The organism is Wocania arenilitoris (genome assembly GCF_021728535.1).
GTDB classification, from domain to species: domain Bacteria; phylum Bacteroidota; class Bacteroidia; order Flavobacteriales; family Flavobacteriaceae; genus Wocania_A; species Wocania_A arenilitoris.
In genome coordinates this window covers 18140-37783 of the sequence record NZ_JAKKDU010000010.1, presented here as the reverse complement: position 1 = coordinate 37783, position 19644 = coordinate 18140, and the positions used below count along the sequence as shown (strand labels likewise).

16 protein-coding genes and 1 pseudogene are annotated in these 19644 nt (G+C 30.8%); 5 read left to right on the top strand and 12 right to left on the bottom strand.

What is annotated here, in order from left to right; all coding sequences use genetic code 11:
* Positions 1-78: 78 nt before the first annotated feature.
* Entirely contained in the window at positions 79-663 is a 585-nt protein-coding gene (locus L3X37_RS09545; RefSeq protein ID WP_237239949.1) for an RNA polymerase sigma factor, read from the bottom strand.
* A gap of 230 nt (positions 664-893) precedes the next feature.
* Here L3X37_RS09545 and uvrA point away from each other — a divergent pair, with 230 nt between their 5' ends.
* Positions 894-3677 carry an excinuclease ABC subunit UvrA gene (uvrA, locus tag L3X37_RS09540; protein ID WP_237239948.1) on the top strand — a complete coding sequence of 928 codons (2784 nt, stop codon included), beginning with the start codon at positions 894-896 and terminating at the stop codon, positions 3675-3677.
* 11 nt (positions 3678-3688) lie between these two features.
* On the opposite strand, the gene L3X37_RS09535 is transcribed toward uvrA, so the two are convergent.
* On the bottom strand, positions 3689-4765 hold the full coding sequence (locus tag L3X37_RS09535; protein WP_237239947.1) for a DUF3667 domain-containing protein: 1077 nt from the start codon (positions 4763-4765) through the stop codon (positions 3689-3691).
* 166 nt (positions 4766-4931) lie between these two features.
* Here L3X37_RS09535 and L3X37_RS09530 point away from each other — a divergent pair, with 166 nt between their 5' ends.
* On the top strand, positions 4932-5642 hold the full coding sequence (locus L3X37_RS09530; protein ID WP_237239946.1) for a hypothetical protein: 711 nt from the start codon (positions 4932-4934) through the stop codon (positions 5640-5642).
* 75 nt (positions 5643-5717) lie between these two features.
* Here L3X37_RS09530 and L3X37_RS09525 read toward each other — a convergent pair whose 3' ends face one another.
* Positions 5718-7118: a Gfo/Idh/MocA family protein gene (locus L3X37_RS09525; protein WP_237239945.1), complete on the bottom strand. Its 1401-nt coding sequence runs from the start codon at positions 7116-7118 to the stop codon at positions 5718-5720.
* Positions 7119-7351: 233 nt separating this feature from the next.
* On the opposite strand from L3X37_RS09525, the pseudogene L3X37_RS09520 reads away from it, so the two are divergent.
* Positions 7352-8543 (top strand): annotated as a pseudogene (locus L3X37_RS09520) (ISAs1 family transposase).
* 26 nt (positions 8544-8569) lie between these two features.
* On the opposite strand, the gene L3X37_RS09515 reads toward L3X37_RS09520, so the two are convergent.
* From L3X37_RS09515 to L3X37_RS09480, 8 genes are all read right to left on the bottom strand, one after another.
* On the bottom strand, positions 8570-9799 hold the full coding sequence (locus L3X37_RS09515; RefSeq protein ID WP_237239944.1) for a M43 family zinc metalloprotease: 1230 nt from the start codon (positions 9797-9799) through the stop codon (positions 8570-8572).
* Between the two features lie 1194 nt (positions 9800-10993).
* On the bottom strand, positions 10994-11620 hold the full coding sequence (locus tag L3X37_RS09510) for a dioxygenase family protein (protein WP_237239943.1): 627 nt from the start codon (positions 11618-11620) through the stop codon (positions 10994-10996).
* Between the two features lie 132 nt (positions 11621-11752).
* Entirely contained in the window at positions 11753-12295 is a 543-nt protein-coding gene (locus L3X37_RS09505) for a DUF4251 domain-containing protein (protein ID WP_237239942.1), read from the bottom strand.
* A gap of 90 nt (positions 12296-12385) precedes the next feature.
* Complete coding sequence (locus tag L3X37_RS09500) at positions 12386-13435, bottom strand: glycosyltransferase family 9 protein (protein ID WP_237239941.1); 1050 nt, start codon at positions 13433-13435, stop codon at positions 12386-12388.
* 94 nt (positions 13436-13529) lie between these two features.
* Positions 13530-14435: an EamA family transporter gene (locus L3X37_RS09495; RefSeq protein WP_237239940.1), complete on the bottom strand. Its 906-nt coding sequence runs from the start codon at positions 14433-14435 to the stop codon at positions 13530-13532.
* 36 nt (positions 14436-14471) lie between these two features.
* Positions 14472-14927, bottom strand: coding sequence for a cold-shock protein (locus L3X37_RS09490; protein WP_237239939.1), 456 nt, complete (start codon positions 14925-14927; stop codon positions 14472-14474).
* Positions 14928-15335: 408 nt separating this feature from the next.
* Entirely contained in the window at positions 15336-16892 is a 1557-nt protein-coding gene (locus L3X37_RS09485) for a DEAD/DEAH box helicase (RefSeq protein WP_237239938.1), read from the bottom strand.
* 404 nt (positions 16893-17296) lie between these two features.
* Complete coding sequence (locus tag L3X37_RS09480) at positions 17297-17965, bottom strand: hypothetical protein (RefSeq protein ID WP_237239937.1); 669 nt, start codon at positions 17963-17965, stop codon at positions 17297-17299.
* 454 nt (positions 17966-18419) lie between these two features.
* On the opposite strand from L3X37_RS09480, the gene L3X37_RS15270 reads away from it, so the two are divergent.
* Positions 18420-18554: a hypothetical protein gene (locus L3X37_RS15270; RefSeq protein ID WP_262910802.1), complete on the top strand. Its 135-nt coding sequence runs from the start codon at positions 18420-18422 to the stop codon at positions 18552-18554.
* 68 nt (positions 18555-18622) lie between these two features.
* A complete protein-coding gene (locus L3X37_RS09475) occupies positions 18623-19174 on the top strand; it encodes an ExbD/TolR family protein (protein WP_237239936.1) in 552 nt (183 codons plus the stop codon).
* Positions 19175-19186: 12 nt separating this feature from the next.
* Here the strand turns inward: L3X37_RS09475 and L3X37_RS09470 are convergent, their stop codons facing one another.
* The gene (locus tag L3X37_RS09470) at positions 19187-19600 is read right to left on the bottom strand and encodes a 3D domain-containing protein (RefSeq protein ID WP_439654835.1); all 414 of its coding nucleotides are present in this window, start codon (positions 19598-19600) and stop codon (positions 19187-19189) included.
* Positions 19601-19644 lie beyond the last annotated feature (44 nt).

Below are 19644 nucleotides of genomic sequence, written 5' to 3'. Positions count from 1 at the left end.
TTTCAGGGTAAAGTTTTGCCATTTTATAATTTTATAAGTTATTAAACCTATAAACGTAACAAAACTTACTTTATTGTACTAGTTTGTTAAAACTATATTATGCTTATCTATAATCTTTCTCAAATTTATCAATGCATAGCGCATACGGCCTAACGCCGTATTTATACTAACCCCTGTTCTGTCTGATATTTCTTTAAAGCTCATATCGTTATATATGCGCATCATTAACACCTCTTTTTGATCTTCAGGCAACTCTTCAACCAAACGTCTTACATCACTTTCAACTTGTTCTTTAATAATCATTTTTTCTGCATTTAAAGCATTATCACTAAGTACCGAAAAAATACTAAAATCACCACTATTATCAAATTTTGGCATGCGAGTATTTTTTCTAAATAAGTCAATAACCAAATTATGAGAGATACGCATTACCCAAGGCAAAAATTTACCTTCTTCGTTATAAGCACCACGTTTAAGAGTGTTTATAACTTTAATAAATGTATCCTGAAAAATGTCTTCAGCAACATCTCTATCATAAACTTTTGAATAAATAAAACTGTAAATTTTTTGCTTGTGCCTTGTTACAAGAATTTCTAAAGCACTTTCATCTCCTTTAATATAATTGCTAACTAAATTAGCATCTGAAATAAATTTGTGTTCCATAACAATTACTTTTATTACAATGAAGCTAGAGCCTCTTTGTTGGGGTTAAATTTTAAAAGTAATTTTATGCTATAGGCAAGATTTGTTTTTTAATTAATAAATCAAATATAACAACAATCATCCCTAAAAAACAAAAAATATTATCATTTTTTAAAATTGAGCAATTTACAGGGCGTTTTATCAGGTGAAATACTTATAGTATCTTTGCAAGATTATTCTTTAAAACACCTATGATTACTAATATTTCTAAAGTAAACCCAAAGCAAAACATCATCATAAAAGGTGCAAAATTGCATAACTTAAAAAATATAGATGTTGTTATCCCTAGAAATAAATTGGTAGTTATCACAGGTTTATCAGGCTCTGGAAAGTCCAGTTTAGCCTTTGATACGCTTTATGCCGAGGGACAAAGACGCTATGTTGAAAGCTTATCTAGTTATGCACGCCAATTTTTAGGTCGTCTAAACAAACCTAAGGTGGATTATATAAAAGGAATTGCTCCAGCAATAGCTATTGAGCAAAAAGTAAACTCAACCAATCCTCGCTCAACTGTTGGCACAACTACCGAGATTTACGACTATTTAAAACTGCTTTTTGCTAGAATAGGCAAAACCTACTCGCCTGTTTCTGGAAATGAAGTAAAAAAAGATAGCGTTACTGATGTTTTAAAGCACTTAAAAACCTTTACTGAGGGCGAAAAACTATTGCTCCTGGCTCCTATTCATTTAGAAGAAGGACGATTAATGAGCGATAAACTTAAAACTTTAAATCAGCAGGGTTATGCGAGGATTAAAGTAAATAACGAGGTTATCAGAATTGACGAAGCAAAAGATATTTCTGAGTATAAAAACATCTTTTTAGTTATTGATAGAATTATTATTAGAGATGAGGATGATTTTTTTAATCGTTTAGCTGATGCCGTTCAAACTGCCTTTTTTGAAGGTAAAGGCGAATGTATTATAGAAAGCTTATCAAATAGTGAACAACACATATTTAGTAACAAATTTGAGTTAGATGGTATTACTTTTTTAGAACCGAATGTACATTTATTCAGTTTTAATAATCCGTACGGAGCTTGTCCAAAATGTGAAGGTTATGGTGATATTATTGGGATTGACGACGATTTAGTAATTCCAAACACAGGATTATCTATTTACGAAAACGCCATTTTTCCTTGGCGAGGAGAAAGTATGAGTTGGTACAGAGACCAGTTGGTAAATAGTTCTCATAAATTCAACTTCCCTATTCATAAGCCATATTTTGAGCTAAGCGACAACCAAAAACAACTTATTTGGACTGGTAATCAATATTTTGAAGGTTTAAATTCATTCTTTGCTGAATTAGAATCTAAAGCCTATAAAATTCAAAATCGTGTTATGCTATCGCGCTATCGCGGAAAAACAAAATGTAAAGTATGCAACGGCAAACGCCTTCGTATTGAAGCTAATTATGTAAAAATTAATGGCGCCACAATAACTAATTTGGTTGAAATGCCATTAGATAAATTAGCAACTTTTTTTAAGCAATTAGAGCTAAATGATTACGACACACAAATAGCAAATAGGCTTTTAAAAGAAATTAATAACAGATTGCTATTCCTATCAAATGTTGGGTTAGACTATTTAACTTTAAACAGAAAATCGAATACTCTTTCTGGTGGCGAAAGTCAGCGTATAAATCTCGCAACATCATTAGGAAGTAGTTTGGTTGGCTCTATGTATATTTTAGACGAGCCTAGTATTGGTTTACACCCCAAAGACACCGAACGTTTAATTTTGGTTTTAAAACAATTACGTGATTTAGGCAATACCGTTATTGTAGTTGAACACGATGAAGATATAATGAAAGCTGCCGATAGCATTATTGATATTGGTCCAGAAGCAGGAACTTTTGGTGGTCACGTAGTTGCTAATGGCACTTATAAAGATATTCTTATATCAAATTCTTTAACAGCACAATATTTAAATAAAAAGTTAAAAATTGAATTACCAAAAACGCGCAGAACATCTAAATATTATGTCAATATTATTGGGGCTCGAGAAAATAATTTAAAAAATATTGATGTAAGTTTTCCTTTAGGCATGCTAACTGTTGTTACGGGCGTTTCTGGTAGCGGAAAAAGCACATTAGTTAAAAAGATTTTATATCCCGCCTTACAAAAACGACTAACCGATTTTGGTGATAAACCAGGACAGTTTACAAGTTTAGAAGGCAATTTTAGCAATATAAAGCATATTGAGTTTGTAGACCAAAACCCAATTGGTCGATCCTCAAGATCAAACCCTGTTACCTACATAAAGGCCTACGATGATATTCGTGCTTTATTTTCAAAACAAAAATTGAGCACAATACGAAATTACCAAGCTAAACATTTTTCATTTAACGTAGATGGCGGACGTTGTGAGACTTGTAAAGGTGAAGGTGAAGTAACCATTGAAATGCAATTTATGGCAGATGTGCATTTAGAATGCGAAACATGCAAGGGCAAGCGTTTTAAAAAAGAAGTCTTAGAAGTTACTTTTGCTAACAAAAATATAGATGATATTTTAAATCTAACCATTGATGATGCTATTGCTTTTTTTAATGCTAATAAGCAAACAAAAATTAAAACTAAACTCCAACCGTTACAAGATGTAGGGTTAGGCTACGTTACTTTAGGACAAAGTTCTTCTACTCTTTCTGGTGGCGAAGCGCAACGTATAAAATTAGCATCGTTTTTAGGTAAAGGAAACAACAAACAAAACGCTCTTTTTATATTTGATGAACCTACTACAGGTCTACATTTTCACGATATTAAAAAACTCTTAAAATCGTTTAATGCGTTAATAAAAAAAGGACATTCAATCATTGTAGTTGAGCACAATTTGGAGCTTATTAAATGTGCAGATTTTATAATTGATTTAGGCCCAAAAGGTGGTGAAACAGGAGGCTATCTAGTTGCTGAAGGAGCGCCAGAAGTTATTATAAAAATTAAAGCTTCAGAGACTGGGAAGTATTTAAAGGAGAAACTTTAATGCTTTTTTTCTTAATTAAACAAAAATCCTACCAAGAAAATAATAACTATAGCAATAGGAATTACAATCATCAAATAAATAAAAGAGGCTATTCCAGTTTTAATAAAACTAAGAAACCATCCTTGTCTATAAAAATGTTTAATTGCTATTAATAAATAAAAATAAGTAGACAGAACTATAAACCAATCTATCCAATCTGGAACATCCCAAATAACATTTACAATAAGTACAATACTAAATACTGTAAACAAAAATGAAAAAAAGTAAAAACTAAATACTAAATGGTGAGCATAAGTACCACGTTTTCTATACATTAGTTTTAATATTAATGCGAAAATTGGTAAAAGAATAAATAAAGAAACAGGAATAGTATCATAAGCAGCTTGAAATACTTGTCCAACATTTCGCTGCCTGTAAAACTTCAAACCTTGTTCGTAATATTTTCTTTTAAAGTAACCTGCATCATCACTCATACCCATAGCCTTGTAAATATCTTCATCTGTAGCACCAACAGCAATTAAAGAATCTACTTTTTTAACATCAAAATCAAAAGAAGCCTCGGTAGTTATAGGTTTTTCAGTATTACTTTTTATTAAAGAATCAAATACTTTTACTTCGTTTTCATCAATTATTGCTGGGTTTTGTTTCTTTAAAGGCGCTAAAATACTGTCTAATTTTATTGAATCTAAAACCTGTTGCGCTTTAATCTTTGTGCTATCAGATATAATAGGCTTATTTAAAGTTTTTTTTAATGCCGTATCAATTTCTTGTACTTGGTCTCTAACTACAAGTGTTGTTAATAAAAAGAAAAACACAACTGAAACGAATAAATACAATTGTGCCGGGTGTAAATATAACAAGCGTTTGCCTTCAATAAAACGAGATGCTAAATAACCTGGTTTAGATATTAGTGGAAAAAAACTTTTGAAAAATCGAGCATCAAACGAAAAATAATTAGTTATGGTGTTATAAAATAAAACACCAATTGTGAGTTCGTCTTTTGCTTTTTGCCCACAATATGGACAAAACTCGAAATCCTCTTTAAATTCTTTTTCGCAATTTTTACATATTTCGGTAGCCTTTCCCATTGGAAATAATTGGTTTCTATAAAAGTAAAAAAAAGTAATTACAATTTACACACTATTAAAACACTAATTATAAATAACTTACATTTTTGGCATATTAATTGAAACCCCTAAGTATAGCGTAAGCCGAAAAGCTAAAGAGTAGGCGTTAATTAAATCCTATATGATTATGAAAAGATTAGTACTATTATTTACAGGCTTGTTAATAGGATTAACAACAGTATCAGCAACAGTATCAGCAACAGAGCTAAATTACAAAAACCAAAAAACCAAGTTAGACAAAATGAAACGCTATCGTTATGCACAACCTATTATGTTTGTAGAACGAGGTGTTGAATTTTTAGTATTTCCTGATGGAAGTTTCGATTTTAATACAGCTTATGAGAATACATTTTACAATGATTCGTATTATAGAAAAAGAACTTCTAAACGTAGTAATGTAAATACAACTTATGGCACTTCTGGCAAACGTGTTAAGCATACATTGTACAGACACAGAAACCGAGGTGTTTCAATCTCGCACGATAGAGATGGTAAAGTAAGACGTATTGGTAACATATTTTTAAACTACGATAGAAACGGAAGACTTAAGCGTGCTGGTTCTATATATATGAATTATAAGCGTAATGGCACTTTAACTCAAGTTGGAGGTTTAATAATAAAATACAACCATTGGGGAGAAATTGTACATACGCGTGGACAAGTAAAACATTTTAGCAATAGTTGTAATATTTGTGGTGTTAGTTCTTGTGATATTGACCACAACCAAAGAGATAGAGATTATGATGATGATGATTGGTATGAGCATGATGATGATGAGAACTATTACTATTACAAACAAAATGGTAAAATAAAAAAGCATAAAAAGAGAAAACGTTAATTCTTTTTATCCTAAAGACTAAAAAAAACCTCAGCAAAATTGCTAAGGTTTTTTTTCAATCCTATTTAAAGTAAATTATTTCAATATACCAAGTGGCGCAGTAGTTTTCCATTTACCTCTGGTAAAATCTGGAAAGGCTTGTGGCGCTCCACCAAGAGCTACCGATTGTTCGCTTAATGGTGCAACAGCACTCCAGTGGCAGCCTTCGTAAACGTTCTGGTCTAACGGTTCACCATTGCGTAAGCACTCCACTATTCTGTAGAGCATCATAAAGTCCATTCCGCCATGGCCACCCATTTTTTTTGATAGTTCACCTAAACGAAGATACAGTGGGTGCTCATATTTTTCATATATTTTCTCTAACTGATCCCCTTGCGCCCAACTATGATGATCTTTAGTAATACCTTCAACACCACCATCTAAGGCTACTCGAGTAGGAAAACCAGCTAAAGTTCCTTTTGTACCTTGCACTAAATTATGGCGCGAATAAGGTCTAGGACTCGTTTCGTCCCATTGAATCATAATCGTTCTACCCAATGTGGTTTTAATAATAGACGTGTTCATATCTCCACCTTTATAGTCAAGTTTATTCCATTTGTGGTCTTTGTCATAGTTTTTTTCAGCATATTGTTTTCTACCTAATGCTGGTGTTGAAAAAGACACTAAACTACTGAAGTTATCTTCTCCTCTAGCTAAATTCATATATTGCGCTACTGGTCCTAATCCGTGTGTTGGATAAAGATTTCCATTTCTGTGCGCATAATGAGGTGTTCTCCAAGAACCTGTTCCTCTTTCTTGTTGATTCATTTGCCCTCGCAATTCGTGAATATAAGCAGCTTCAGCATGTAAAAGATCGCCAATAACACCTTGTCTGCACATGTTTAAATACAAAAGTTCTTCTCTTCCGTAATTTACATTTTCCATCATCATACAGTGCTTTTGGGTTTGCTCAGAAGTAATCACTATATCCCACATTTCTTCTAATGTAACCGCTAAAGGTACTTCAACAAAGGCGTGCGCTCCTTTTTTCATGGCTTCAATAGCCATTGGCGCATGATTATTCCAGTTTGTAGCAATAAAAACAGCATCTGGTTTTACTTCATCCAACATTAATTTCCACTTATCTTCTGCACCGTGATATACTGCAATTTTTTTATGTCGCGAACCTTTCCCAATTTCTTTACATTTATCTGCTGATTTATTAGCTAAATCTTCATATAAATCACTAATAGCAACAATTTCGGTACCTTCAATTGTAGCTAACCGCGTTGCATGTCCCCTACCACGGGCACCAACACCAATTATTGCAACACGTACTTTGCTTAGCTTAGGAGCAGCAAAATCGCCCATGTATTTACCATCATGATTAAAGATTGGGTGATTTTCTGAATAAGCGGGCATCATACTACCTAATCCTAAAGCAACTCCAGAAAGGGATGTTTTTTTAATAAAACTTCTTCGGTCTAAATTTTTCATTAATTATGAATTTATACGTTTAATAACTTTTACAAAAGTAAATTTTTAAAATTACTTAATTTTAAGTGGTTATTACAAATACTTTTTTCACATTTATTAATACGGATTTGTAAAAATTTAAAATGCTTTGTTTTTTCTGTTCCGTTCTTAGTCTAATAATCTATAAATCAAAGCGTTATTTGTTGTTTTTGTTATTTTAAAATTGTATATTATACTGATAATCAGTAATTTATATATTTTTAAAAACAGCACATAAACTTAAGACCATATTTGGTCAAATACCCGACTTTAGACGTTCACACAAGCAGCTTTACGATTTAGAAAGCATCCTTCTTATTGGAATAATATCAGTGATTTGTGGTGTAGATAGTTGGAACGAAATGGAAAATTATGCGCAATCCAAAGAAGAGTTTCTGTGCACATTTCTTGATTTGCCCAACGGTATTCCTTCTCACGACACCTTTAACCGTGTGTTTTCTAATATAGACAGCGCGCAATTTGAAGCTTGTTTTATAAATTGGGTTAATACCTTAGCACAGCTACAACCCAAAGAAGTGATTGCTATTGATGGTAAAACAATTAGAGGTGCAAAAGCAAGTGGAAAAAAGTCTCCAGTTCATATGGTTAGTGCTTGGGCTAATGATAACAACCTTGTTCTAGGTCAGGTAAAAGTATGCGAAAAATCAAATGAAATGCGAAGCATTCATGAATACCTAATATAAAATAGAAAACCATGAATAAATTACTGCTATTCCAAAACTATTAGAAGTTTTATCTTTAGAAGATACCATTGTAACGATTGATGCTATGGGCTGTCAAACTGAAATAGTCTCAGCTATTATAGATAAACAAGCAGATTATATTTTAGCTGTAAAAGCAAATCAATCACAATTATTAGAAGATATTGAAGATGAGTTTAAGTTTGGAAAAACAATAGAAACCACTACAGGTGAAGATTTAGATCACGAACGCATAGAAACTCGCAAATGCAGTATTATAAGTAACTTTCAGTTTATTCCAATAGAAAACAATTGGAATAAACTTAGCACTATTATAAAAACAGAAAGCATAAGAGAATTTAAAAACTCAGAAAAAAATACAGAAACAGCAACACGTTATTGTATATCAAGTTTAAAAGCAAAACCTGTAGACTTCCAAAAAGCTATTCGCTCACATTGGGCTATTGAAAACAAACTACACTGGACTCTAGATGTAGCTTTCTCAGAGGATGCCTCAAGGAAAAGAACAGCGAATGCTTCTCAAAACTTCTCAATACTTAACAAAATTGCACTCAATTTATTGAAAAACGAAAAATCAAGCAAAATAGGTGTCAAGAGCAGACGCATGAAAGCGGGATGGGACAATCATTACCTAATCAAAGTATTGAATTTAATGAAAGTTTACTGCGTTTGCCCTGGTTGCTAAAGCTATCAAATTGTTTAATTTGATAATTATTTTTTTACAACAGGTATATTAATTTCTCTTCCATTTTTTAAAATAACTTTAACAATATAATATCCTACAGATTTAATTGCATCATCAATAGTTAATGTATGCTGTACATTTAGATACTCCTTTTGATATATTTTCACACCTAATAGACTGTATATATTAATAATTACAGATTTACCATTAAATGCGTTACTCCTAATATTAAAAGAATCATTTATTGGATTTGGATAAATATCAACTTCATCAATAAAGTGATTGTTAATAGATAAGTCTCCTACACTAACACCTGTTGCAATAAGGTTTGATTCTTGCCATAAAGTAATTCTTGCAGGATGTTGCAAAGCCACTTCTGTTCTGGCTACTTGATCGGCAGTAAACATTTTAAAATCACTCGAATAATTCATGAAATTTTCCCAATTAGTAGCATTTCCTTCACAGTTGTTATTCTGACCCAAACTAGAGTTGTCCACTGGAGGCGTATCACAACATTTGTCGCCTTCTTCTGCGCAATTATTTGTAGGACAACCATCTTTAAAAGTGTGAATTAAACCAAAAAAGTGTCCGAATTCATGTGTTAGTACGCTTCTAAAATTTTCACTAGTATTTGTGCCAAGATAAGCACCATTATACACACAGCGAGCAATGCCTTGATCAGATTGAGAAACACTAGGGTACCAACATACTCCTGAATTATTAGTTACACCATTATCGTACAAATCATTTTGTATATATACATTAAAATATTTGTAATTATCCCATGCATCCTGTGCAATTTGATTGGTGTAATAACTACTTGAGTTTCCATATCCAGCTTTATTGCTATAATATACAACACCTGTTGTAGGATTGCCTTCTGGGTCTATTTGAGCTAGTTTAAAGGTAACGCGTTGAGCCTTTTTTACACTTTGAAACGCAGGATCAACAGAATTCCAATCGCTTGTAAGACCAAGAAAATCTTCATTAGTTTTTTGCAATGCATCTTGAACTATTGCATCGGTTACAGTATCTCCATTAAAACTAGTACCATAAACATGGAATACCGTTGGAATTATATACTCTTCTTGAGTATTACTTACATCCTTTTGTAAGTTAAAGTTCTTTTTAAAATTCTCAAAATTTTCCGTTGTATCGATTGTGCCACAATTAATTTCGTTTTGAGTAAAAATACTTATCGGAAAAAGCATTACTATGCATAGTAATAATGCAATTAAAGGATTGTTTTTTTTCATCTTTTTTCTTTTTGTTTATTTGAATACATGATATTTATCACATATAAATTACATGATTTATAAATATAAATGATGTAAAAAATTAATAAAATCGTTTAAAAACGATTTTATTTGCATGTTACCGAATATTTTTTTTATTAATTATATTTTTTCGTATAGGTTAAGCAAACACCAGTTTATACTTCATTCTAAAACTTTTAATAGTCAGCGCGATCGTATTTTATGAAGCGTGTTTTATAAAAAAGAAATTCAAACTAGTAGTTTTGTTTTTAAAAAAATTGTAGTGCTAAGTTTTTTTTATAAAACTCTGTTTAAATATCAGAGTTAATTATTATACTCTTTTATATTGGATTATTCAGTGAATAATTCAATACTAAAACAATGAAACTTTTTTTATGATAATAACTATAATTTGTTTAAAACAGCATGTTAAAAAAATCCCAGAAATTGCTGTAATTCTTTTCAATATTAAGTTTATATGGTTATTAAAATTTAAAATAAGCGATTCTCACGGATTTATTCTGAACAGCCCCATTGTTGCGCATCCCAATAACCCAAGAAACCATTGTCGCTTGAATTGACACGTGCGGACAATCCATTGTGGATCTGCTCTGTGATAATCTTGGACTTTTTGTTTTTCGGCTGGTCAGACAGTAGGCCTTGTATACCATTGGTAATGTATTCTTTAGTCCAGCGCTGTTGTGTTCTGGTGCTGATGCTTAAATATTCACAGAGCTTTTTTCTAGTCTTGAATTTTTTACCTTTCAGTTCAATGAGCCAAATGATTCTTTTTCAAATCTGAAATTTGGTTGCTTTTTGCGGAGTGAAACAAGTTCTGCTACACTTTCTTTGATTGCGAATTCTTGTGGTTTTGCCATCCTTAAAGATATACAAATATAACGACATCATAAAATTAAATTGGTATTACAAGGACAGTTATTTGTATTATAGCTACTAAAAACGCCTTTCTATTGTCAGGTAGACTCGATTGTTTTATAATATTATATTGCTTTTTCAGTCACATCAACTTTCGGTTTTTAAAATTTATATGCTTGTCCTGAGTGTAGCCGAATAAAAAAAAGAAAGTAAGATCTGTGTTTTATATGAGATTGAAACTCTTGCTGCAAAAAGTTTCAGAAACTTCTTGTTAGTATTATTACACAACAGTACAAAATTTTATAACTGCATAATTCCTTACTCATAAATCTCAAGCTCTTTACCAAGAATAATATCTCTATTAGCAACAAACAAACCTTCCTTTTTATCTAATTTGAGAATTCTATTAGGATTGGTTTGCTCAATTTTAGAGCGACAAGATTTAGTTAACAAAGGGTCGTTATCAAACACAAAAGATTCAATTTTATACTCAGTTTTATTAGGTTCTTTAATTATGGGTAGTATTTGTGTTAACTCGTTGTCAAACATATATTTTCCTGGTATAAAAGTGTAAAACGTATAGCGTCCATTTTCATCGGTTCTTACCCAGCCTCTATGCTTAACATAGCGTTTTTTGTTGTGTTTTTTTAATTCAAAATTACCATTTTCATTAGCTTGATGTATAAATAAAAGAATGTTTTTAGCGGGTGTTTTACCATCATTTTCATAAATAGTACCTGTTATTTTAAGCTTACTTGTTCTATATGCAAAATCTGGAATAGTATCTACGCTGTTTAATTTTTTTTCAGAATAATCGTAAATAGGACTACGTTTCTTATAATTCTGCGGAATATCATTTAATACATTATTAACATCTTGAGCATTAGTATTATAAGACAAACTTATAATTATTAAAAGACTAATTAGGCTTATTGTATTTTTCATTTGGAGTAAATTTTTATAATCCATTCAAAACTAATTAATTATCTAATTTATAAATAAAAAAATCGATTGAATTGTAAAATTTTGCGATGAATAGATAAAATACAAAACTCACAAACAAATAAAAGACGCAAACTAATCTGAAGATTTCACGTGTCCTGAATAAGAAATTAAGTTTCTTGAAGCACTAATTAACCTAATATTACTTTTTAAATTAGGATATAATTCTATGATAATATTGAAGTATTCTGATTTGCTTTTAGCATTACAAGAAATAATATAACTACCACGCTTTCCGTTGGTGATTTTATAATTTTCAATATTACTATTTAATTGAATAGCAGCATCATTTCCTCCATAACTTACATTAATTTGACGCTCGCCAAAATATGGTAAATAAGAAGTGATACTGTCGGCAGAAATAGTTAAATAGTTAGGGTTAGTAATAAGATTTATAGCTCCTGAAGTGCTCCCTGGTTGTAATAACCCAGTATTTAAAACTTGTTGCATTGCCATAGTAGTTTGCGGATAAGCCCAATCAGATTCAATTTTAAAGCGCCTACTTTCAACTAAATTCTTAAGCATTTTTATTTGCGCATTAGAAGCTTTTAAGTTTGTAGCCTTACACGAAAAAAAAATAATCATAATAGCAAAAGCTATAATCTGTAAAGATTTCATTTTAAACATGATTATACATTTTTACAAATTACAAAATCTTAGTAAAAAGTGCTAATAACAGATTGTTAAAATTAGAAATTTACTGCAAAGTTATCTTAGAATATTATTAATTTCTACAATCCAATCTTCAATATTCGTTTTATTCGTTTGAAGCGCTAGACTTCTATTTCCGTATGGCGCATAAACCTTTTCGTTTGTAACAGAAAAGAAACCAATGGTTGGTGTTAACGATGCGCTAGCTAAATGCATTACGCCATTATCGGCAGCTATAAATATGGCAGTGTTTTTTATAATAGCCCCCATTTCTCGTATATCTTTACTATAAAAATGAGGCGCTTTAAAGTTGATTTTTGAAATGTTTTCAATAGGTAACATCTCAATTATATTAAAATCGTTTTCAAATTCTGCTCTTAAACGCGCATAAAAAGTACTCCACCAATCCTCAGAATAGCATTTATTACCAGTTGCATTAGTATAAATACAGATGGTTTGCTTATCGTTTTTTACAATATTTGTTAAAATATTTTTACCGTTTAATACTTCAGAATCACTTAGTTTAATATTTAAATTAGGAACACTATTTGTGTTTTCTTTAAATCCTAACTTTGTTAAATAGTATCTCAAGCTATAAACAGGATATTTAGCGATATGCTCATAATCATTGTACTTAAGTTGAATAGCCTTATTTAAATCACCAAAAATTTTGTATTTAGCATTAGACATTTGAGTAAGTAAGCGTCCTGAAGATGAGTTTTTATCTCCATTTATTACCAAGTCATAGTTTTTTCTTTTTATTGAAACCCAACATTTAACATACTTATACAGCTGATTAAATGGTTTTTTAGGCAGCTTAAATATGGTGTTAATGTGATTATATTTTTCAAAAACAGGGTGTGCTACACCTCCTTTTACAAATAAATCAATTTTGCAATTAGGAAATGTATTAATCACTTCTTGCACAATTGGTGTTAAAAGTAATTGATTGCCTAATCGATGGTTTGGTCTAATAATTAAAACCCTCTCTATAATAACCTTTGTATTAGCATCAAATATGGGTTCGGTTTGAGAACTACCAATATTTTTGGTAATAAAATGCATAATCTTTCTACGATATACATTTACACTAATTGGTGCTTTCATAAATTAAATGCTAAAATGAAATTATTTTTTTATTGTAGTCAAAATTACAAATAAGCTTAAAGTTAACAAACTTTACAAAACAAATTTATTTTAGCTAAACTCGAGGTTTAAAAGTGCGTTTAGTATTAATAAAATAAACACCTGTTAGCAGTACTATTGCGGCAATTACAGATTGTGTTGTAATTTGTTCATTTAAAACCCACCACCCTAAAATTAAAGCTATAATGGGGTTTACATAAGTTGAAGTTGCTACTTTTTCTGGCGACACTTCTTTTAAAAGATAATTAAAAGCGGTAAATGCAACAATGCTTCCAAATAGTATTAGCCCAAGCATAGACCATTTTACATGAACCTTCCAAACGTTTGGTAAGGACCACTGTTCGTTTAAAATTAAACTAACAACACCAAGCATAATACCACCTGTTAGCATTTGGTAGGCTGTATTTAAAAATGAATTTGTTGGTAAATCTGCCTTGCCAACAAAAATACTAGCATAAGCCCAACTTAGCATGCAAACAAAAATTAAAATCACACCTAATACTTGTCCCTCTTGACTAATAATTTGTTTTTGACTAACCAAAAGAAAAACTCCTATAAATCCCAAAATCACTCCAATATAAGGCATAATTGTTATGCGCTTACCATAAAGGATACGCATTATTATAAGCACTACTAAAGGTTGAGCAGAAATTTCTAAAGCAGTAAAACCACTATCGACATATTTTAATGCAAAAACAGCAAGCCCATTGCCTAAGGTTAAAAATAAAAATCCTGCAATAGTAGCATTGAGGAATTGTTTTTTGGATATTTTTAAACTAACTTTTAATGATTTAGCAATTAAAAATATTATAATGCTAGACACTAAAAATCTAGCAGATGCCAGAAAAAATGGTGGCAGATGCGATACCGCAATTTTATTAAGTAAATAGGTAGACCCCCAAATAACATATATAGCAAAAAATGCCAATACGATAAGAACAGTTTTGCGGGGTAAACTCATGTGATACTTTGAGTTTAAATATTAAAAAAAAGAAACCTAAATTTTCTTAACTCTGACAGCGTTCATGCCTTTCTGTCCTCGTTCTAGTTCGTAAGTCACTTTGTCGTTTTCGTCAATTTCATCAATTAAACCACTAACATGAACAAAATACTTTTCTTGGTTAACGCTATCAATAATAAAACCGAAACCTTTAGAATGATCGAAGAACGAAACCTTTCCTTCTTTGGCAGTTGGTTCCTCTTCTACTCTATCTTCTTTTTTAGGCACGCCCAATTCAATGCTTTCAGCTTCTACCTTTTCGCGCATTGCTGGGTCTGGTGGTGTATCGGTTAAATTGCCATTAAAATCAACGTAAGCAAACTGAATACCAGAAGTTCCACTAGCTTCTTTTTCGGCTTTACGTGCTTCTTTCTTTTTTTGCTTTTCTTCTCTTTTCTTTAAGCGTTTTTTTTCTTTTTCAATCTTGTTAAATGTGACTTGTGATTTTGCCATAGTTTATATTATCGTGCAGTTTTAAATTAGTTATGCTGTAAATGTACGCCTTATTTTTTTCATGCTTTAATAATCGTTGCAATAATAGCAGACTTGTACCAAAAAAGTATTCTGCTTGAAGGTTAAAAAATGATGCCTTTTAAAAGAATAATTACTAGGACAGTAAATCCTTTACTAAAAAATAATGCCTCAGTCCAATAAAACATTCTTATGCCCCATTGCTTTAGCATTTTTTTAATGTATTCTTTTTAACTAAACCATAAGTTAATTTCCAATATAAAAAGATAACCATTAAAAAACGAGCTATAAGGAAAATTTAAAGATTTTCTGAGAACGTCTAAAAGCAGAAATTAATTATACACTTCAGTTGGCTGTTAATAATTTAGGTATGAACTCATCTTTTTAAATCTAATCTTCAGGAGGGTGCCCATGTATTTCTTCAAAAACTGTATCAAAATTAGAGCGCAAATACGAGTTTAGTTTTTTCCGGTAATCGCCTTTTAGCCATTCAACAAAATTAAACGTACTCTTACTAATGCATTTGGTGTATCTGCCAATTCTAAAATCAATATCGTCTCCAAGCCTTTTTGCTAATGCTAAAGCATCATAAACGTCTTCGCTATTTTCAATGCATATTTTGGCATGTTGCTCTATAGAACGTTCTAATACCACTTTTGAAGATTCACCTGCTCTAATTGATGAGACATAAGTTTTCTGTATATCGAAATAAACCTCTTTAGACTTTGAGAATTCTGCACGCAATTCATCAGGCATTTCATACCTAAAATTGCTTTCAAGTTCTTCATCACTCAATAATGAATCTAAATAGTAATATGGTGATCTAAATATTTTTTGCCAATCTAAATCGTCTCCCCAAGCACCAAATCGATGAAAATTGTTTCCTAAATCAATTACATCGAAAGTTTTTTTGTTTTTTAAAACACGAGAGCCTCGACCAATCATTTGATAATATAGTGTTAACGATTTTGTGGCTCGGTTTAAAATAATGCTTTCTACAGTTGGTTCATCAAAACCTGTGGTCAAGATACTAACCGATGTTAATATGGCATCAGGCGTATTTTTAAACCACTTTAATATTAGCGCACGTTCTTTTTTAGAATTGGTATTATCTAAATGTGCAATAGGATAACCAGCTCTTCGAAAGGTATCGTAAACATGTAGCGAAGTATTAATTCCGTTATTAAATATTAATGTTTTTTTGCCTTTTGAACGTTCCTCATAGGCTTGCATTAATTTTGTAAGCATATCGTTATCAGTATATAAATCTTCAGAAGATTTTACTGTATAATCGCCATTAGCACCAACCACTAAAGAGGTTAACCCCACATTGTATGAATACATATTGGCTCGCGCCAAAAACCCATTTTCAATTAAAGATTCTATACTTTCGCCAACAATTAACTCATCATAATTATCGGTCATTGGTAACTCTATGCTCGAACTTAGTGGTGTTGCTGTAACTCCTAAAATAAACGACTGACTAAAAAACTTGAATAATTTTGTAAACGAATTGTAATGAGCCTCATCAATAATTACCAATCCAATATCTGAAATATCTAACTTATCATCATTTAATCTGTTATTTAAAGTCTCCACCATGGCTACAAAGCAGCTGTATTGTCGTTGGTCACTTAAATCAGCTTTACTATCAACTATCTTATTATTTACAGCAAATTCGGTAAGCATATTTGAGGTTTGCTTACATAACTCAATACGATGCGTCATAACTAGCACCTTTTTTTTATGATGCTTTAGGTATTGCCTAACTATTTCTGAAAAAATAACTGTTTTTCCACCACCTGTTGGAAGCTGGTATAGTAAATGATAATCGTCTGGAGATTCTTCAAAAGCCGTAAATATCTTATTTATTGCCCCTTTTTGATAGCTATAAAGGTCTTTGCCAGCTTTTCTTTCTTCTAACTCTAAAGTAGATATTTTCGACATGTTTTTAATTTTTCAGACGTGCAAAAATAACATCTTTAAAGGGTTTTTAACGAATGGTTTGAAGTAAAATTTTAAAATGATCATTTTTGCAAGTACTATAAAACATGTATTTAACTAAAAATAGGCGTGTTACGTTTTCTTTTATTTCTTATTAAAAAAGTGTTTTTATGTTACTTATGTAATTTAATCATTCAAATAATATGAATTGCCAACAAGTAACTAAAAGAAATATTATTGTAGTTGAGTTTACGTTTATCAATTAAATAGCATAAAAATATTTGAATGAAACATCCATGATTAATATTTAATCACACAACCAAATGATTATTTAGGATGTTACATGTGGCTGTTGAATAACAATAAATATATACACATGAAAGAGATTAGAATGATACAAAGTAAAATCATTCTTTAATAACATTAACAGTTGCTTTAACTCCAATAGAAAGATTCCACTTATTGCCAGTAATAACAGTGCCTTTATCGTCAATAATATAAAATTCTGCTGTATTAGGCATAGCATTACCCTCATTTAGAGCTAAGAAATCTATTTTGTTAATACCTTTTTTTAACATTAACCTAAAACTCTTATTTCTATTTGTTAGCATAACTCGGAATTCTAAGATTTCGTCATTAACCAAAATGCGAACTAAATCGCCATCTTGTAAACCAAAATCTCTATAAACGACTCTAATAAATTCAGATTTGGTATTAAAGTTGCCATAAAAAACATCTGTTGTGCTACCTCTAGCGCCAATACCCATTTCGGTTTTAAGGTCTTCTGTTTGTTTTTTTAATCTATCTTCATATAACTCTCCTGGGTTACCAAATTTTTCTCCAAACATGGAAAATTCTTTTTTAGGAAAGTTTAAAGTCGTATTTGTTTTAGGCACCGTTATACCATTAATAGTATTATTATTTAGTGGTTTTGATGGCAATAATGTTTTAGCATCAGCCGAATCTTTTTTACTTTCTACCGCAGGAATAGATATAGATTTATTTTTACTATCTATTTGAGCGCTTGCTGATATAGCAAAAAAGCATAGTATGAAAAAAGAAATGTAATATTTCATCTGTATAAAAAATGAATTTTAATGATGCTTAGTTTTTTTATTCATATTTGTATCGTTACTAAAAAATAATCATTATGAATTTCAAAATTATTATTTTTATCTGTAATTTGTCTTATAACCAATAGTATTTAGTATTTATTTAAGCAAAAACCGTTCCTAAGTATATATATAAAATCTAAAAACACCTCTTAACCTTATCTTCTACACTGTTTAAATTGTTAAAATGTGTTAATTTATTAGTGTGTTATACATAGTACTGTAACATTTTCTATTTATAGACGTCTACTTAGTATAAATCAATTAAAAAACGAAAAATAATGAGAACTTTAAACAACAATCAATTAAGCGGAACTTTAAACAGTACAAAGAGTAACCGTTGGAACACAAAAAGACGTTACAGGTAATGTAGCGTCTTTTAATTAAGAATTCATCATCATCATCAATCAAAAAAATCATGAAATCACCTTTAAAATTATCTAAACATTTAGATGTAATCACTAAAGAAAACTTATTGCAAAACAGGCGTATATTGAGTTTTAACTACTCCAGTGGAACACTTTGGAAAGGTACTAAACGCTATGCACATTAAAAATAGGGTCATATAAAGTGGTATTGTTTTTGTGAGTTATTTTAAGCATTAACAATAAACCCACAAACATGAGGCGCTCAAAATTAATTCCAGAGGTAAATGCAGGCTCTATGGCAGATATTGCATTTTTATTACTTATTTTCTTTTTAGTTACAGCAACGATTCCTAAAGACACAGGGATTAATAGAAAGTTGGCTAAAGAAAATGAAATCCCCCATCCTATTACAATTCAAGAGCGTAATATTTTACGCATTGTTATTAATAATAATGATGAAATAATGGTAGATGATGATTTAATTCTAATAGATGAATTAAAAGATCTTGTAGCAAGTTTTATTGATAATAATGGCGATGGAACCTGTAATTATTGCAATGGAATAAAAAACGAAAAGGCATCAAACAACCCTAAAAAAGCAGTAGTTTCGTTACAAACAGGAACATTAACTAGCTATAATCAATTTATTGAAGTACAAGACGAGTTAACAAAAGCATACTACCAATTAAGGCAAACATACAGCCAAAATGTGCTTAAAAAAGAGGTTGAGAACTTATCAAAAACAGATTTAAAAAAAGTCAAGGATGCTTATCCTTTTATTCTATCTGAAGCTTTAACAAAGTAGTAATAACATAAATTAATCCTGTTTTTTAGGAATACCATATGCAATAGAAATCTTTTTTTTGCCCCATCTTCTTGCTGCCTTAACATCAACACCCATATAAATATCTATGTGGTTTTTCCATCGTTTATTCATTTTATCTTTAACTAGATAAACGCTATCAAACCCTTCAATTTTAACAGGCGTATTATGCTTTAATCCCATTTTTAAAAGATCACGCGATACCGCTATATACTTTAAACCAGGTTTTAAACTATCGCCAAATGCTGTTATGTGAGGATTAGAATTTGTTTGATATGCTAACGAATTATATGCCGTAGCAGTAACTTCTATGGTCTTCCATTCATAAATATCTTTCGGTTTTGCTTCTTTTTTACAATTAAAACCTAACAACATAGTTGCAATACCAATCAAAATTCTATAATTCATCCTTATCAAAACTTTATTAAATATACTGATTATAAGGCATTTAT

Bases quoted from the DNA above. Each gene is read 5' to 3' on its own strand.
- L3X37_RS09545 (WP_237239949.1), bottom strand. From the start codon at position 663: ATGGAACACAAATTTATTTCAGATGCTAATTTAGTTAGCAATTATATT.
- uvrA (WP_237239948.1), top strand. From the start codon at position 894: ATGATTACTAATATTTCTAAAGTAAACCCAAAGCAAAACATCATCATA.
- L3X37_RS09495 (WP_237239940.1), bottom strand. From the start codon at position 14,435: ATGAGTTTACCCCGCAAAACTGTTCTTATCGTATTGGCATTTTTTGCT.
- L3X37_RS09525 (WP_237239945.1), bottom strand. From the start codon at position 7,118: ATGAAAAATTTAGACCGAAGAAGTTTTATTAAAAAAACATCCCTTTCT.
- L3X37_RS09510 (WP_237239943.1), bottom strand. From the start codon at position 11,620: ATGAAAAATACAATAAGCCTAATTAGTCTTTTAATAATTATAAGTTTG.
- L3X37_RS09530 (WP_237239946.1), top strand. From the start codon at position 4,932: ATGAAAAGATTAGTACTATTATTTACAGGCTTGTTAATAGGATTAACA.
- L3X37_RS09515 (WP_237239944.1), bottom strand. From the start codon at position 9,799: ATGAAAAAAAACAATCCTTTAATTGCATTATTACTATGCATAGTAATG.
- L3X37_RS15270 (WP_262910802.1), top strand. From the start codon at position 18,420: ATGAAATCACCTTTAAAATTATCTAAACATTTAGATGTAATCACTAAA.
- L3X37_RS09475 (WP_237239936.1), top strand. From the start codon at position 18,623: ATGAGGCGCTCAAAATTAATTCCAGAGGTAAATGCAGGCTCTATGGCA.
- L3X37_RS09470 (WP_439654835.1), bottom strand. From the start codon at position 19,600: ATGAATTATAGAATTTTGATTGGTATTGCAACTATGTTGTTAGGTTTT.
- L3X37_RS09505 (WP_237239942.1), bottom strand. From the start codon at position 12,295: ATGAAATCTTTACAGATTATAGCTTTTGCTATTATGATTATTTTTTTT.
- L3X37_RS09480 (WP_237239937.1), bottom strand. From the start codon at position 17,965: ATGAAATATTACATTTCTTTTTTCATACTATGCTTTTTTGCTATATCA.
- L3X37_RS09535 (WP_237239947.1), bottom strand. From the start codon at position 4,765: ATGGGAAAGGCTACCGAAATATGTAAAAATTGCGAAAAAGAATTTAAA.
- L3X37_RS09485 (WP_237239938.1), bottom strand. From the start codon at position 16,892: ATGTCGAAAATATCTACTTTAGAGTTAGAAGAAAGAAAAGCTGGCAAA.
- L3X37_RS09490 (WP_237239939.1), bottom strand. From the start codon at position 14,927: ATGGCAAAATCACAAGTCACATTTAACAAGATTGAAAAAGAAAAAAAA.
- L3X37_RS09500 (WP_237239941.1), bottom strand. From the start codon at position 13,435: ATGAAAGCACCAATTAGTGTAAATGTATATCGTAGAAAGATTATGCAT.